Below are 15340 nucleotides of genomic sequence, written 5' to 3'. Positions count from 1 at the left end.
CCTTTTCTTATTATAATTTTGCTACGGCATTTTTTAAGGTCTCAGAAGGATAGTCTGGGGTTGTCTGAAAATAGATTGTCAGTCCCTTTTCCTCCAACGCCAACAATAAATCAGCATCTGTTCGATCCAAAGTGATGGCATTATTTACCGCTTTTCGTCCCGGACCACCTCCTAAACCACCTATCTGTACCTCATCTAACTTCAAACCTTTACTGACTGTTTCACTCAGTTCTTTCACACTTTTAAAGAGAATCATAACCCTCTTCTTATCAAAGCCTCCTGCTTGCTGAGAGGCCACCGCCTCATCAGACGATAAAACACTTATTTTAACGCCCTTCGGTGCAGCCATTTTAAAAACATCTTGCATAAATGTATCCTTACTCAATGCCGTATCAATGGTCACAATCTCATTTACATCACATTGCTTAAGCCAACGGGTAATCACTTGTCCATGAATCAAGCGAAAATCTACTCTAGTTAAAACAATACTCATTGGGAACCCTTCCTTCTATCTCTCTTTTTTTATTATTTCTCTAATTTTTTTCGCGTTACTCGCAATCTCATCTTTAGTTCCTTGTGTCAATAACGACCCAAAGCCACAGACATCCACTCCTTTTTGTAGCCACTCTTCTAAATTCTCTAAAGTGATACCACCACTTGCCAGTATCGGCATCTCTGGAAAAGGGGTTTTAAACACCTTCACCAACTGACTGCCATAGAAATCAGAGATCGGAAAAGCCTTAATAAATGCCGCTCCCTCTGACAGTCCCTCAACGGCTTCAGAAAAACTCGTACAGCCTGGCGCATAGGGAAGTTGATAGCGATTACAGATTTGCGAAACACCATGATCAAAATTTGGCGCGATAATAAAATCGGCTCCCTTTAAACTGGCATATCTAGCTGTTTCTGAATCCAATACCGTCCCTGCCCCTACACATAGCGTCTCACCAAATCGTTCTTTTAGCTGCTCAATTATGTCTCCTGCATTTGCCAAGGTGAAGCTCATTTCCATAATCGGGATGCCCCCTTCAATCAAGCCCTCAGCTATTTCTGTTGCACGTTCAATTGACGGTGTTCTGACAATTGCTAGTGCTCCAACATCAGATAATAATTTAGTCGTCATTGCTTTTTTTATCATTTCCTCGCCTCCTAATGCCAATTTTAGTCTAAGAAAATAAAAAATGATATGGTCCCCGATAACAAAAAAAAAGCACTTTTTTTGTTATCGGGGACCATATTGAGTTTGTGAAAAGATCCTTTTACATTAGCTTAATAACACACAAAAAAAGCCTCTTCATATAAGGAAAAGACTTTTAGACCTCTTAAAATTAACTTAATTTCACCTTCTGGATAACATACTTAATACTAATCCACGTAAAAACCGCCTTTCTCTCCTCATTAAAACAAAAAGAGAATTAGAGCACAAGTTATTTTGCTATATCTCACCTCACAATAAGAGTGAGAGAAATAAAAATAGACTCTCACTCACTAAACTCCTGCTCACAACTAGATCAACAGCTCCGTATAAATCTCCTGCAAGCTTTTATTATCGTCTAACAACGCATAAGGCTTTTCAGCAATTTTATCAATCAACGTCATAAACATTTTCAATTTTTTCCCATCATCAATCACCGAGACATCCGCAATTACGACTAGCTGCTCTCCATTCAAAGCAACTTTCTCTGAACTCTCGTAACGCAATACCTTGATTTTTTCCATCCCCTGATTAAAGGAAAAATAGACTGACACCACTCCCTGTTGTCCTACCCGCAAATAATGATAGTCCTCCAAAGGTCTTAACGCATAGTCCGCTACTGGGAAATCCTCTAAGTAAAGCTGATTATTTACTTTAATAATCTCCAAAGGCGGTAGCCGGACCTCATAATCATAAGCCGTCATAAAAATGTTCTTTAGCGACGACACATACTCCGTCTCACTTAAGGTTTCATCGGCATAATAAATTGGTTGATAACTAATCCCAAGATTTTTCCCATATTCAATACACAGATAATAATCATAATCATGCTTGCCCATAATTTCTAATTCAGATAAAACCTTCGTATCAATCCGATCAATATATTCCGCAAAGTGAGATTGCAAATTAAACTTCAACTGCTGTGTAGCCAAGCGGCCATCTAGCGCAATAATCGCCAGTTTAAGCTTTTTAGGCGCCAACTTAATTCGATTAATCGAGCCTAAAATGATCTCAAACACGAGATATTCTTCCCGAACTGATAAGTGGTAACCATAACGCTGCTGAAATTCTTTGGCACATAATTGAGTATAAAAATAAGCAATCGGCCGCTTCTTCATGCCCTCTTCATAATCATGAAACCCAAAATCAATATCATCAGATAGACCTAGCTTCAACTTCAAACTAATGGGAATCATGATCTTAAGCAAGTCCTTCATAACCGTAAAATCATCAAAGAAATTGACACCTAAGGCATTTGAGAAAAAATTTAACAGATAGTTTCGTGTATCCTCAGCTAGTTCAATCAACACCCCATAGCGCTCGCGACTACAATCCTTAAATCGGTACAAATCAATACTCATAATCGCAACCAGAGTCAAAACATCCTTCGTTTGAGCATTAAAATCAAAGCCTAATAATTGATTTCGTAGCTTATGAATCAGCTCATCTACAAATCGGTACTCCAGCGTCTCATGAAACTCAAAGTCAATCTGTGGCAAGCCAATTGACTCACTCCCACCAGTCATTAATTGGTTATTAAAAAATAACAGCAATAGCATATACCGTTCCACATATAAATCAGAGAAAACCAAATCAAGAGGAATAAGGGTATTCAATAAAATATCGCGAATCCTAGCAACAGTCTGCTGATCCGAGGCAAACAACGCATCAAAAGCAGGGACATGATAAATCTGTGGGGAACCTTCATTAAAATAACGACACAACCTAATCGCACACATAACTTTTGCAAAAGATGTGCCCTCAATGGTTAACCCCTGTTGCCGATGCCTCACCAATTCTAATTGATACAACGCCAAAAACGCCTCCGCTAATTTTACTTCATTCATTAGCGCATCCGTGGCAGATAAAAATAATTCCTGAGCCAAATCCTCAAGTTTTAGTGGCTTTTCAGACGTTAACAAACGCTTGATAACATAATTAACCCGCAAATCAGTTTCCGTATCAAGCTTTCGCGGTTGATACAACTGAAAATAACTCTTTAATTCATTTAACAAGCCATCTCTCTGATAAGACAAGGCGTAACCCGTTCCTCGCTTTGACTCTAAGTAAATCCCCTGCTCAACCAAGGCAGGTCTCATCAATTTAAAATCAGACTTGATCGTCCGCGAAGTGACATCAAGCTCTTCTGCTAAAAAATCGCTCGTCAACTCTGTTTCTGCCCGCAACAAAATCAAAAATAACGCTTTATAGCGCGAGTTCCCTTCAAAAAATCGACTTAGTTGATCAAATTTCATGTCCATCATGCTCACTCCCTTCCTTGTTATTTTCCCACTAAAATAATGAGACATTTAGAGGATGAAGCAAAATTTATGCTTCATCCTCACCTGCTTTCACTTGTTGATTTATTCTAGATAAAGACTTCTGATTGTCTCAATCTCTTCAGCTGTAACGCCTAATTCCGTTTTTACATATCCTTCAATCGTTCCATAGCTCGTGATGATGCCATCATAAGAGGCCTCAATAAATTCTGGACGTGTTTCTATTAATGAATACAAATAATTAAGCACTGATTCATCTTGCGTCATCTTTCGGTAACCGGCCATTTTAACCTCGTTACGTTCAAGTCGATTACTGTAGGTCAACATATAGTCAGCTACGATATCTTCCTTGGAAACACCCAAGATTCCCAAAACTAACATTGCGCCAAACCCCGTTCGATCTTTCCCACCACGACAATGCTGATCGACTGCTAGTGCCTCGCTTTTAGCAATCGCCTTTAGCATCCCACCAAAGGCTTGCTTTGACTGCTCTTTCGTAGCGAAGCTTTTGTATTGTTCCATGACAATATCATAACGATTGACCAACGCACCTTTCTCCTGCTGCTCAATAATGCTCGCAATTAGGTTAGCATCTTCCTCTTCTTTTGAGGATTGAAACTGAGCAGATAACTCAGCCGCATGAGCATTTGGGTCCAAGTGATACGTAGTTGTTTCTGTTGGAAAATCTGGATTAGGATACTTACTAATTTCATCGGAGCTACGGTAATCAATGATTGTGCGAATTCCCAAGCTATTTAGATAAGCCAATCCCTCTATCGTCGCATTTCCCGGTTGATCAGAGCGGTAAAGAACGCCCCACTTAACATGCTTATCGCCAGCCACATAGCCTCCCATATCACGAAAATTGTTCATGCCATCAATAGGAATATTGCGAGTGCCAATTAAATAGTGCTCATCAGCCGTTTCTATGATGAAATAAGGTCGGTTCGCAAATTCTTCTTTAATTGTAACCTGTTTCGCCGAAGTTTCCACTAGTAATTTTTTATCTTGGGCGTCTTTCATAGGGACAAGCGTTACATAGATTTTAGTCGCGCCGACGGTTGTTGCTGGTGTTGTAAAGTCATAAACTCCCGGTGTACTTTCTATTACTGAAAATCGATTATCCACATCTGCCATCCCCTCTTTAGCCAATTACCTTCACGACTGTCAACACAATTGACACTGCCATAATCGCTAAAATAATTAGTGCCGCATGTTTTCCCTGTGTCTTTTTAAGTAGTTTATAAACGCCTAATGTGACTAATAGAGATAATAAGCCCGGCATCACTTTATCTAGCATCTCTTGTAACAAGATGGTATTTTCTCCCGCTGAAAATTCTGCCACTAAATTGACTTTAACAACAGACGCAATCAACGAACCAATGACCATTAAGCCCACAACATTCGCCATATTGGATACACGCTGCATAATATCCGTACCCGTATCACTATTAATAACCTCTAAGCCTTTTTTATAACCCCAATGAATACCGTAATATTTACTAGCTACATTGACAACGTTATAAAGCACAAACATCAAAAGTGGTCCAATTAGATTACCTGTTAAGGCTAGAGAAGCGCCAATACTCCCACAAATTGGTAACCAAGTAAATTTCAGCAAACTATCGCCAATTCCTGCAAGAGGTCCCATTAAGCCCGTCTTAATTGAAACAACTGCCTCTTTCTCCTCTTCCGTGGTTGTTTCTTCAATCGCAGCAGTAATCCCTAAAATCAATGCATCTGCATTAACATGACTATTAAAAAATTGTAGATGGCGTTCCATCGCATTGACCCGTTCTTCTTGGGGCCTATCTGCATAAAGTCGTTCCAAAACTGGTGTGAAACTTGATAAAAAGCCTATCGCCTGCATCGATTCAAAATTATTCGTAATATTTAGGACCTGCATTCGCCAAAAGACACGATTCAAATCCTTTTTAGTTAATTGTTTAGTCGTTTCCATTACAGATCATAGCCTCCATCTTCTTCATCTTCCACTACCCCAGCTGGAGCAGCAGCCACTTTGTTACTTGATGCCAAGTCATAAATTAGCGCAAATGGTAAGGCGATCAGCGTAATTGGTAACACAGATAAATCTAGATATACCGTTAATGTGAAGCCCATTAATAGAAAGACCCACATCTCCCCTTTTTTAATCATCATTTGCATTAACAAAGCAATCCCCACAGCAGGAATAATTTTCCCTGCAACAGATAATCCATTCATAATGCCTTCTGGTAAAGCCGCCACTACCTTTTCAATCGCCTCTGCGCCAAAGTAAACAGCTAGGAAAGTTGGTAGAGCACGAATTAAGAAAACAAAAATCATCGGAATAAAGTTAATTTTAAATGTTTTACTGAAATCCCCAGTCTTTGCCCAACGTTTGGCAATTGGGTTTAACATCACAATACTTGAGCGGTATAAAATTAATAATTGCTGAGCGAGTAGTGAGGTTGGAACAGCTAGCGCGACTGCCGTTGCAACGCCACCACCAGACATAATCCCTAGAGCCGTTCCAATAGCTGTACCAGAAATAATATCTGGTGCCGAGTAAGCTCCCACATTTCCAATTCCCATCCACATTACCTCTAATGTTGCGCCAATCAATAGACCACTTTGCAAATCACCTAAAATTAAGCCCACAAGAGGCGCAATTAGTAGCGGCCGTCGAATCATTTGGGTGGACATGTCATCAATTCCACAAAGACCTGACCAAGCTGAAATTAATAAAGCAGAAATCATCTATAGCACCTCGCTTAGTTTAATTTTTTCATCATTAGGCACCATTTGAATCTCAATCGGAATCCCTAATTCAAGCAATTTTTCGAAGGCTACTTTTTCATCTGGTGTAACCGCAACGGTTCTTGTTAACCGTTCGCGTCCTTCTTGATACCTCATCCCACCGACATTTAAACTGTCAATCATTAAACCGTTTTCAACTAATTCCAATACATCTGTACTCGTTGAAAATAGTAACATTGTCTGGCGCGTGATCGGGTTATTTTGCGCAATTTCAGCAAATTTCTTTACACCGAAAGCTCGAACATTAATGCCTTGTGGTGCCGACATTTTTAAAATATTTTGTTGTGTTTTATCGCCAGCGATTTTATCATTTAAGATAATAATTTGCTCGATTTTATAAGTGTTTACCCAAGTTGTCACTACTTGCCCATGGATTAGGCGGTCGTCAATTCTACAAAATTTGATCATCTTCATCCTCTTCCTCTCTAAAATCAGCTTGTGTTCTAATTGTTTGACCGGACTGATAAGCCGATTCAATCAAGTTTCTTATGGTGCCCATATCTTGATGACGATTTAAGTATAATTCCAATAATAACGGTAAGTTTAAGCCCGACGAAATTAATAAATTGTCAATGTCTAGTAAGTTTGCAGTCAAATTCATTGGGGTTCCACCAACGATATCTGTCACCACGACTAAACCATGTGTGGTATCTAATTCCGCTACTTTTTCTTTGAGCTCTTGTGTCAGACTGGTTAGATCATCCTCCAAATGAACACCAAGTGTTTGAATATTTTGTTGAACGCCTACGATTAGTTCCGCACTCTTTCGAGCCTCCTTGGCAAAATCACCATGACTCATTAATAAAATTGCAACTTCCTTTTCCATCATGTCACTCCTTTTCACTTGCTTGCTACAAAAATAGTATATCCTATAATAAACGGCCGTTACACCTCACATTTTTCACTATTAATAGTGAAAATAAACAACAGAGATGATTCTTTTTCCTACTCAAACACTCTGTTAGTGAAATTGAAGTGTGATAGTTAGTCAAAAGACAATCTCTTTCCATCATCTGAGATGTTTGTGTATACAAAAAAATCAAGCCAGAATTTAATCTAAGCTTGATTTAGTCTTAATTGTTTATTTTGTCTGCCTCGGTTAATTCACGCAACACTTTACACGGATTCCCCACTGCAATAACATTAGCTGGAATATCTTTACTAACCAAGCTTTTAGCCCCAATAATACTCCCTTTGCCAATCGTGACGCCCTGTAGAATCGTCACATCACCACCTAGCCACACATCATCCTCAAGCACAATCGGCAGAGCTGTTTCAAGTCCCGTTCGACGTTCAATTGGATCTAGCGCATGATTGGCCATATACAGACCGCAATTAGGCCCGATTAAACAATTTTTGCCAATCGTAATTTTACCTCCATCCATCAAAAAGGCATTTCGATTCGCCGATAGTAAAATTAAGCTAGACAACTAAAATAAGCCATTTGTGCTACACTCAAAATAGTTCCGACCAAAGAATTATAAGGAGTGAAGACAAATGACCTATACTCATCTTACACCAAATGAACTCGTGATGATAGAAGCTTATTTCAACATGCACCAACCTGTTACAGTGGTTTCTAAGACTTTAAATCGTTCTAGGCAGACTATCTACAAGGTTTACAACTTTCTGAAACAAGGAAAATCTGTTCGTGACTATTACCAACAATATAAAGAAAATAAAACACGTTGTGGTCGACGAGCTATTAGTTTGCCTACAGAACAGTATGATTACGTGAAAACCATGGTTGCCAAAGGCTGGACACCCGATGTGATTATTGGTCGGGCTGAGCTTCCTATCTCATGCTCTGTTAGAACACTTTATCGCAAGTTCAAAGCGAATCAATTTGATTGCTCAAAACTACCAATGAAAGGAAAACGGAAGCCCAACGGGCATAAAGAACGTCGTGGCAAACAAGCATTTAAACGTAACATTTCAGAACGACTAATTGACTACCCTGAATTTCAACGGGAATTTGGACATTTAGAAGGTGATACAATTGTTGGCGTTCATCATAAAAGCGCCATAATTACTCTAGTTGAGCGCCTTTCAAAAGTAATTATTACACTAAAACCAGAAGGTCGGAAAGCACTAGATATTGAAAAAGCGACAACTGATTGGCTACAAAAAATTCCCAAAAACTTGTTCAAATCCATTACCTTTGATTGTGGAAAAGAATTTTCAAATTGGAAAAACATGAGTAATGCCTATGATATTTCTATCTATTTTGCAGCCCCCGGAACACAATCACAACGAGGGTTATATGAGAATTCTAATGGTTTATTACGTAAAGGTGGGTTGCCTAAAACAATGGATTTCAATCAAGTTGACCAAGCCTTTGTTGAGGCAGCCGCCTCCAAAAGAAACCACATACAAAGGAAATCCTTAAATTATCGAACACCATTAGAAGTATTTTTGAGTCACATAAATGAGAAACAATTGTCTAGTTTAATTTGACAAATCAAAAAATGAAAAACACTTCATTCATTAAATTTTTTTGTTAGTCTAGAGCAATCATATGCCGATGGAAAAAATAATAGTAACAAAATAAACATTTGTTAGCCTTAGGCACGCTATGTGTTAAACCTTTATTATTAAACAATAAAGAAACTCCTTTCGACACTCTTTATAGCGGTTAGTGCCCATTAGCTAGAATATTGAAAGGAGTTTCATGGCGCTAAAGCCGATTACTCCACTCTTGATTTTATATGCCGTACTTCTTGTTTTCAATCAATGTAACTTCCAGAAAATAAAAAGTCCTTCTGACGCCTATCATCCATCCCATCATGAGAAAGTTTATCTTGCAATCATTTCATTCTCCAGCTAGCTTTGCATCCGATTTCTCTCTTTCTAATTTTTTCAAAAAATATTCAATCAGCGGTCCTAATAAAAAAACAGCAAAAAGAGTTCCCAATCCAATTGAACCACCCAAAAGCACGCCAACAAAAACAATCGAAAAATCTAAAACAATTCGACCTGTTTTAAGTGAGATATGGCATAAATCACAGATAGACATCATGACGCCCTCCATTGGTCCAGAGCCTAGATTGGCAGACAGATATAACGCTGTTCCAGCCGCCATTACACAAAAGCCACAGAAAGACACCCAGATATTATTCTGTAAGAAACTCAATTGAGTCATCAATGGCGCAACCCAACGAATTGTTTCACCAACAAAAAAACTATTAATTAAGCTCCCGATCCCCAGAATACTGCGCTTGTAACAATAGGTAATGACTAAAAAAGATAAACTGATTAATTGACTCCATCTGCTGAAAGGTAGTAAGGTGTGCCTCATCAATCCAGTAATCAGCGTACTAACTGAGTCCGCTCCGCAATTCGCCATAACAATCAACTGAATCCCGATCCCCATTAGGATCGTTCCTAAAAAAACAATCCCCAATCGATAACACAATTGTTTACTCATCTGCATCAACCATCATTTTTAGTCTTAAAATAAACTCATCATAGTCTTCTGCCATCCCTAACTGTTTGGTATTCACTGGATCTGACACAATTTCAATAAATTTCTCAAAAAACTCATTAAATTCCTTTGCTTCATTTTTATTAATCGCAATCAACGCCACTAGCTTAACTGGATAATCTGACCACAAAATACTTTCTTGCAACGTCATCACAGAAATGCCACTTTTAATCGCCTCAAGCTCAAGGGAGTGAGGGACCGCAATCCCTGATGGAAAACTTGTCGGTGACATACTCTCCCTCTTTTCAACACTTTTCTTAAAATGAGTGTCCACAAACTCACAATCAACTAGCTTCTGATTCATTTGCTTGCGAATATCTTCTGCCGCTAAATCAGACGGATCGATTTGATTAAAATAAAGCTCTTCAGAGATAAACTGGTCGATATACTGGTACATCTGCTTCTTTTGCTTTTGTGAGTTTAGGGCATAAAGGCGATTTGCCACCTTTCTTAAATCCTTTGAGGTTAAGAAAGGATGGATGAAAACTGAGCCCGAGTATTCTGAAGCGATGGTGCGGTCTGTCGTCACCAAGATGTCATATAGTTGATCCTCTGGCTCATTAGAAACCACAATCGTCACACTATCGCTAAATTTACTCGCAAGCTTTTCTTGTAAATTCCGACTAATATCATGATACTCATTGACCACTAGTAGCATCTCAATCTTAGGCTGACTATTCTTCTGAGTCTCCAAGAAAGAGCCGATATGTAGCGCAATAAATGAAATTTCATCATCATTAAACCAAATGCCTAACTGTTCCTGAATCAAAGAAGAAATATAAACCGATAAATCATACGTCAATGGATAACCTGTTTTCAAGTCTAATAAGCTACTATTTCTAGTAAACCGTTCATAGTGGGAGCGGTAGTATAAGCTTTGAAGATGAATAGCCAACTTATTGAAAAACTCTTCATCATCCAGCTCAATCAAATACGTTTCTTCTACTTGTTTTAAAATAGCTTTCAGCGTCACAATGATTTTATCATCTACAAACTCTGTCAGCTTGCGATCTCGACTATTGGCAGACGCTTCATTTTGCATGCCAATAAATAACAAGGAAAGCTGTTCTAATTCCGCTTCTGAAAAATTAATTTCGTACTCTTCTGCAAGATAATCTGCGATTTCCTTTGCAATAAAATACTCTGATTTATCCTTTAAGCTTTGGTACTCTTGATTCTTCTTAATAACATGCCCCTGACGAATCCGCTCAATACTAATCGCATAATGAAGCACGATATTATTCAACGAATATTGATTGATTTGAATGCTATGGGACACCAAAACTTTTTTAATTGTTGCTTGCAGCTGCTCTAAAGAAATGTAGCCAATCATTTGCTGAATACTCGTTTTAAGCTTCTCTTGAATATCACTTTCATTGTATAAAAGTGAGATCAAATACCGTCGTTTTGAGCGCTCAGATCCCGTTAACTTTACAAAATTGTGCTCAAAAATAATCTGGATATTATTGTCTGTCACTTCTTTTTTTAATTGCTGAATATCATTTTTAAGAGTCGATTCGGAAATAAATAAGCCCTCAGATAGCTCATAGATATCGACTCCCTCAGAGGATTTTTTTAGTAATTCTAAAAAAATCAGCGACTTGCGATCCCCTTGCTCACTTCGATTAACAGGAGTCGGCACTTTTATATTCAGTTGATAGCCTTGATTACTTGTTAAAATCATACCTGGCGCTTCTTGATTAATTTTTCCGACGCGGTTACGAATCGTCCTAGTTGTACATCCACAAAAAGAGGCCAGTTCATTCGACGTCGTCCATTGTTTTTCATTTTTTGTTAAAAGAGCAATAATTTCTTTTTGTTTTTCATTCAACCTATTCACAGCTCCTAACACAAAGAAAGTTGGTTGCTGATTCATTCTTTTAGTGAATCCACACAACCAACTTAATTTCTACTGTTGCTTACAGCTCTTCACCATTTGATGCGATTACTTTTTTGTACCAATAATAGCTATCTTTCTTAAGACGCTTTCCAGAGCCATTTCCTTCATTATCTAAATCAACATAGACAAAACCATACCGTTTTTCCATTTGAGCAGATGAACAACTAACGATATCGATTGGCCCCCATGCGCAGTAGGCAATTACGTCAACCCCGTCATACATCGCTTTCTTCATTTCAGCAATATGTCCTGACAAGTAAGCAATCCGGTAATCATCATGGATTTCTCCATCTTCCAGCTTATCATACATACCAAACCCATTTTCGGCAATAATAATCCCTTTGTGATACCGATCCCAGTACTGTGACAACGAATTATATAGACCTTGGGGATCAACCGCCCAGCCCCATGGATTGACCGTCAAATTCGGATTAGGTGTCACCGAAGCAGGATTCATTGTATTTTTACTAGAATCAACCATTTGCGAATAATAATACGAAATCGCTAAATAGTCCATCGTGTGCTCTTTTAGTAAGTTCAAATCCTCTTCCTCAATAGCCAAATCAATCCCATTTTCCTTAAAATAATTTAGAGCGTATTGCGGGTATTCACCATTAAATTGCACATCTGTGTAAAAGTATTCCATGCGATTACGCTTCATTGCCAGCAAAATATCAGCTGGTTTACATGAGTATGGATAAGCCGTACAATCGGCAACCATCGTTCCAATCATCATCTCAGGATTGATTTCTTTGGCATATTTTACTAAAGCCGCACTCGCCACAAACTGATTATGAACCGCTTGATAACTGGCTTCTTCATAATTATCAACCGTATCATAAGGAACGGCCGTAGAATTAAAGGGTTCAAACTGAATCAAGTTGATTTGATTAATGGCAATCCAGTATTTCACTTTATTTTGGTAACGATTTAAAACAACTTTACCGTATTTCACGAATAAATCAATGACATGACGGTTATTCCAGCCACCATATTTCAGTGAAATCTCCACTGGTGTTTCATAATGCAAAATAGTGATAATCGGTTCCATTCCAAGCTCGATAATTTTATCAATTAACCGGTCATAGTAAGCCAGTCCCGCTTCATTTGGCTCACTTTCTTCTCCTGTCGGAAAAATTCTCGTCCAGTCGATTGATGTCCGAAAATTTTTAAAGCCCATTTCTGCTAATAACTCTAAATCCTCTGGATAGGTGTTGTAGAAATCAATTCCGTGACGTTTAGGATAGTAATCTGTTTGATCCACCAAGTTGGCCTTGATATCAGCGACAGACATTCCTTGATGCTGCATCTCGCTGATTTCTTCATTCGATTTATCTGGATAATACTTGTGTAAATCGGCTAAGCTAATCCCTTTTCCATCTACTTTATAGGCCCCTTCGGCTTGGTTGGCGGCGATTGCGCCACCCCATAAAAAGTTCTTAGGCATCTTGTAATTTGCTGTCATTTTCGAAACCTCCTAATTTAATTGACTAAATTTTTCAAATAATTTAATTAAATGCTCACCGATTAATATTTCACTCTGGGCGGTCATTAATGTATCCTGAGCATGGCAGAACAAGGTAGAATAACGGATTTGCTCCCCCGAAGCCTCTAGTTGTAGCGTGTCTGTTTGCAAACCATGGGCAACAACCACTTCCTTGCGAGCTTGAGTGACTTCACTTTTAGCCTTTTCAAAGTCCGCTGACTCTAAACACTCCAAAGACTGCACTAAATGCTCTCGAGCATTTCCAGCATGAACTAAAATGTTCATGGACAATTGGTTTAATTGATCATTTTCTTCAATATATTCTTGTTTTGCCATAATAAGTTCCTCCAATAATGTTAAATTGCTGCTTCTTCTTTTTCCTGTTTCAACAATGAGTTGTCATACGCTTTAAAGAATGGTAAGAAGACAAACCATGTCACGATAAAGATTAAAATACAGACGATAATCGCCCGCCAATCCTGAGTAGCTAAATAAGATGCTACTGGGTAAGGCATGTACCATAATAAAAATGTTTGAGACGGGATATTAACAACACCGACCTGCATCGCAGCGTAGGCAATTGATGGAACCAATAGGCCATTAATCCACATTGGCACCATTAAATAAGGGTTAAACGCCACCGGAGCACCAAACATTAAGGGCTCGTTGATATTGAAAATCGACGGTACAATCACTGCTTTACCGATGGCTTTTAACTGCGCTGATTTACTAAGAAATAGCATCATAACGGATAATGCTAAGGTCGTACCAACCCCACCCATCGAGGAGAAGGCATAACAAGTTTCTTGAGTGGCAATATTCATTGCTGTTCCACCATTAGCAATAGCTTCCGCATTGGCAGCCAAACCAGACATGTACACAGGATAAATTACCGGCATCATCACCCACCCAGAAATTCCGAATGTATAAAGAAATACTGGAATAAATACAGACAAAACGAAACCGAAATAAGATTGCACAATCGCCGCTAATGGGCTGAAAATAATCAAGACAATATCAAAGAAATCGACGTTGAATTGCACTGTAATTAACCAACCAATGACCATAATAAGCGTAATCGGTAACAAACTGTTAAACCAACCAACAACAAAATCCGGTATCGGCGTATCTTCACCAAACAAAGAATGCTTTGCTGCAAAATTCATGATGCAGGCAACAAACAAGCCTGTAATAATTGATAGAAACATCCCTGTTGCCCCAAAACGAGCCAGAATAAACGTAATATTTCCTTCTGCCGTCACAGTTGGGAAGATTAACATCATGAACAAAACTAACCCAGTTGCACCCGAAATTAATTTTTGCCCGCTATTTCCCTTTTTCTCCATTAAATAATAAGGAATTAGAAAGGCAACAATTAACCCAAACATCCCAAAAGAAAAATTGCTAATCATAGAAAAATCAGGTAGCCCTTTAAACAGGTTTTTAAGCAATGACACAACTGTAATCAATGACCCCACAAACACCAAAGGCAAAGCTGCCATAATTGAGTCTTGGATAGAAGATATCCACGGATTCTTAACCACTTTGTTAACCTTGGGCGCAAATGAATGTGTCATAAAATTCATTATTTTATTCATCATTCTTTATCCCTCCAAACTTAAGATTAGGTCTAACGCTTTTTCACCATTCAACGTCCCATAAATCGTTTGTGGTATCACAGCCACTTTGACGTTTTTCTCTTTGGTTTGTTCTGTGATATCATCCAACATATAAGACAAATGTGGGCCAATTAACAAATAATCAATTTCATTGATTCGTTCGTCTAGCTGAGACTCACTAGCTGCCTTAACACTTGCCTCAATGCCTCTTTTTTTGGCTGCTTTTCTAATCGCTGCTGCCATAAACCCACTAGATGCTCCTGATCCACAAATAAGTAAAATATTTTTCATTTTCTCCACCACTTTCTTTTATTCATACTCTTATTATAGGAAGAGTTGGTCTCGCTTACAATTTTACTTTTTTCCTATCACTAGGAAAGTTTGCTCTAGGAACATGGATGTTAATTTAGACTCACTCCAAGTTTTCCTTTTTCCTTATGATAGTTTTCAATAAAAAAGTGAATTTGGGACGTAAGTCCGAAGAACCTTAAAATAGAAGACCGAAAATCGTAAAAAATGATTTTCAGTCTTCTATTTTTTAGATTATTAGGAGAATCCTCTTTGTTTTCTAGCTTACT

General features: G+C 38.4%; 16 protein-coding genes. 1 reads left to right on the top strand and 15 read right to left on the bottom strand.

What is annotated here, in order from left to right:
• Positions 1 to 10: 10 nt before the first annotated feature.
• The 9 genes from AC5KOD_RS06390 to AC5KOD_RS06350 form a co-directional block, all read right to left on the bottom strand.
• Positions 11 to 493: a PTS sugar transporter subunit IIB gene (locus tag AC5KOD_RS06390; RefSeq protein WP_496913706.1), complete on the bottom strand. Its 483-nt coding sequence runs from the start codon at positions 491 to 493 to the stop codon at positions 11 to 13.
• Positions 494 to 508: 15 nt separating this feature from the next.
• Complete coding sequence (locus AC5KOD_RS06385) at positions 509 to 1135, bottom strand: beta/alpha barrel domain-containing protein (RefSeq protein WP_496913723.1); 627 nt, start codon at positions 1133 to 1135, stop codon at positions 509 to 511.
• Positions 1136 to 1506: 371 nt separating this feature from the next.
• Positions 1507 to 3459, bottom strand: coding sequence for a BglG family transcription antiterminator (locus tag AC5KOD_RS06380; RefSeq protein ID WP_496913705.1), 1953 nt, complete (start codon positions 3457 to 3459; stop codon positions 1507 to 1509).
• 99 nt (positions 3460 to 3558) lie between these two features.
• On the bottom strand, positions 3559 to 4611 hold the full coding sequence (locus tag AC5KOD_RS06375; RefSeq protein WP_496913704.1) for a tyrosine-protein phosphatase: 1053 nt from the start codon (positions 4609 to 4611) through the stop codon (positions 3559 to 3561).
• Between the two features lie 7 nt (positions 4612 to 4618).
• Complete coding sequence (locus AC5KOD_RS06370; protein WP_496913703.1) at positions 4619 to 5434, bottom strand: PTS system mannose/fructose/sorbose family transporter subunit IID; 816 nt, start codon at positions 5432 to 5434, stop codon at positions 4619 to 4621.
• Complete coding sequence (locus AC5KOD_RS06365; RefSeq protein ID WP_496913702.1) at positions 5434 to 6213, bottom strand: PTS mannose/fructose/sorbose/N-acetylgalactosamine transporter subunit IIC; 780 nt, start codon at positions 6211 to 6213, stop codon at positions 5434 to 5436. The genes AC5KOD_RS06370 and AC5KOD_RS06365 overlap by 1 nt, the downstream gene beginning before the upstream one ends.
• Complete coding sequence (locus AC5KOD_RS06360; protein WP_496913701.1) at positions 6214 to 6687, bottom strand: PTS sugar transporter subunit IIB; 474 nt, start codon at positions 6685 to 6687, stop codon at positions 6214 to 6216.
• The gene (locus AC5KOD_RS06355; protein WP_496913700.1) at positions 6665 to 7099 is read right to left on the bottom strand and encodes a PTS sugar transporter subunit IIA; all 435 of its coding nucleotides are present in this window, start codon (positions 7097 to 7099) and stop codon (positions 6665 to 6667) included. The genes AC5KOD_RS06360 and AC5KOD_RS06355 overlap by 23 nt, the downstream gene beginning before the upstream one ends.
• Before the next feature lie 247 nt (positions 7100 to 7346).
• The gene (locus AC5KOD_RS06350) at positions 7347 to 7703 is read right to left on the bottom strand and encodes a DapH/DapD/GlmU-related protein (protein WP_496913699.1); all 357 of its coding nucleotides are present in this window, start codon (positions 7701 to 7703) and stop codon (positions 7347 to 7349) included.
• A gap of 67 nt (positions 7704 to 7770) precedes the next feature.
• On the opposite strand from AC5KOD_RS06350, the gene AC5KOD_RS06345 reads away from it, so the two are divergent.
• On the top strand, positions 7771 to 8730 hold the full coding sequence (locus tag AC5KOD_RS06345; protein ID WP_496913698.1) for an IS30 family transposase: 960 nt from the start codon (positions 7771 to 7773) through the stop codon (positions 8728 to 8730).
• A gap of 355 nt (positions 8731 to 9085) precedes the next feature.
• On the opposite strand, the gene AC5KOD_RS06340 is transcribed toward AC5KOD_RS06345, so the two are convergent.
• Genes AC5KOD_RS06340 through AC5KOD_RS06315 form a run of 6 tightly spaced genes read right to left on the bottom strand, consistent with a single transcriptional unit; the run spans position 9086 to position 15053 of the window.
• The gene (locus tag AC5KOD_RS06340; RefSeq protein WP_496913697.1) at positions 9086 to 9700 is read right to left on the bottom strand and encodes a YczE/YyaS/YitT family protein; all 615 of its coding nucleotides are present in this window, start codon (positions 9698 to 9700) and stop codon (positions 9086 to 9088) included.
• Positions 9693 to 11633, bottom strand: coding sequence for a BglG family transcription antiterminator (locus tag AC5KOD_RS06335; RefSeq protein WP_496913696.1), 1941 nt, complete (start codon positions 11631 to 11633; stop codon positions 9693 to 9695). The genes AC5KOD_RS06340 and AC5KOD_RS06335 overlap by 8 nt, the downstream gene beginning before the upstream one ends.
• A gap of 43 nt (positions 11634 to 11676) precedes the next feature.
• Positions 11677 to 13122 (bottom strand): glycoside hydrolase family 1 protein, encoded by a 1446-nt coding sequence (locus AC5KOD_RS06330; protein ID WP_496913695.1) that lies wholly within the window; start codon positions 13120 to 13122, stop codon positions 11677 to 11679.
• Positions 13123 to 13134: 12 nt separating this feature from the next.
• Entirely contained in the window at positions 13135 to 13479 is a 345-nt protein-coding gene (locus AC5KOD_RS06325; RefSeq protein ID WP_496913694.1) for a PTS sugar transporter subunit IIA, read from the bottom strand.
• 20 nt (positions 13480 to 13499) lie between these two features.
• Complete coding sequence (locus tag AC5KOD_RS06320; RefSeq protein ID WP_496913722.1) at positions 13500 to 14741, bottom strand: PTS sugar transporter subunit IIC; 1242 nt, start codon at positions 14739 to 14741, stop codon at positions 13500 to 13502.
• Positions 14742 to 14747: 6 nt separating this feature from the next.
• Positions 14748 to 15053 carry a PTS sugar transporter subunit IIB gene (locus AC5KOD_RS06315; protein WP_496913693.1) on the bottom strand — a complete coding sequence of 102 codons (306 nt, stop codon included), beginning with the start codon at positions 15051 to 15053 and terminating at the stop codon, positions 14748 to 14750.
• Positions 15054 to 15340: the final 287 nt, after the last annotated feature.

The sequence above is a fragment of the Vagococcus sp. WN80Y genome, from assembly GCF_059621045.1.
Note: the sequence above shows the minus strand (reverse complement) of the source record. Positions and strands in the feature narration are given on the sequence as shown.

Bases quoted from the DNA above. Each gene is read 5' to 3' on its own strand.
- AC5KOD_RS06390 (WP_496913706.1), bottom strand. From the start codon at position 493: ATGAGTATTGTTTTAACTAGAGTAGATTTTCGCTTGATTCATGGACAA.
- AC5KOD_RS06380 (WP_496913705.1), bottom strand. From the start codon at position 3,459: ATGATGGACATGAAATTTGATCAACTAAGTCGATTTTTTGAAGGGAAC.
- AC5KOD_RS06375 (WP_496913704.1), bottom strand. From the start codon at position 4,611: ATGGCAGATGTGGATAATCGATTTTCAGTAATAGAAAGTACACCGGGA.
- AC5KOD_RS06370 (WP_496913703.1), bottom strand. From the start codon at position 5,434: ATGGAAACGACTAAACAATTAACTAAAAAGGATTTGAATCGTGTCTTT.
- AC5KOD_RS06365 (WP_496913702.1), bottom strand. From the start codon at position 6,213: ATGATTTCTGCTTTATTAATTTCAGCTTGGTCAGGTCTTTGTGGAATT.
- AC5KOD_RS06360 (WP_496913701.1), bottom strand. From the start codon at position 6,687: ATGAAGATGATCAAATTTTGTAGAATTGACGACCGCCTAATCCATGGG.
- AC5KOD_RS06355 (WP_496913700.1), bottom strand. From the start codon at position 7,099: ATGGAAAAGGAAGTTGCAATTTTATTAATGAGTCATGGTGATTTTGCC.
- AC5KOD_RS06345 (WP_496913698.1), top strand. From the start codon at position 7,771: ATGACCTATACTCATCTTACACCAAATGAACTCGTGATGATAGAAGCT.
- AC5KOD_RS06340 (WP_496913697.1), bottom strand. From the start codon at position 9,700: ATGAGTAAACAATTGTGTTATCGATTGGGGATTGTTTTTTTAGGAACG.
- AC5KOD_RS06335 (WP_496913696.1), bottom strand. From the start codon at position 11,633: ATGAATCAGCAACCAACTTTCTTTGTGTTAGGAGCTGTGAATAGGTTG.
- AC5KOD_RS06330 (WP_496913695.1), bottom strand. From the start codon at position 13,122: ATGACAGCAAATTACAAGATGCCTAAGAACTTTTTATGGGGTGGCGCA.
- AC5KOD_RS06325 (WP_496913694.1), bottom strand. From the start codon at position 13,479: ATGGCAAAACAAGAATATATTGAAGAAAATGATCAATTAAACCAATTG.
- AC5KOD_RS06320 (WP_496913722.1), bottom strand. From the start codon at position 14,741: ATGAATAAAATAATGAATTTTATGACACATTCATTTGCGCCCAAGGTT.
- AC5KOD_RS06315 (WP_496913693.1), bottom strand. From the start codon at position 15,053: ATGAAAAATATTTTACTTATTTGTGGATCAGGAGCATCTAGTGGGTTT.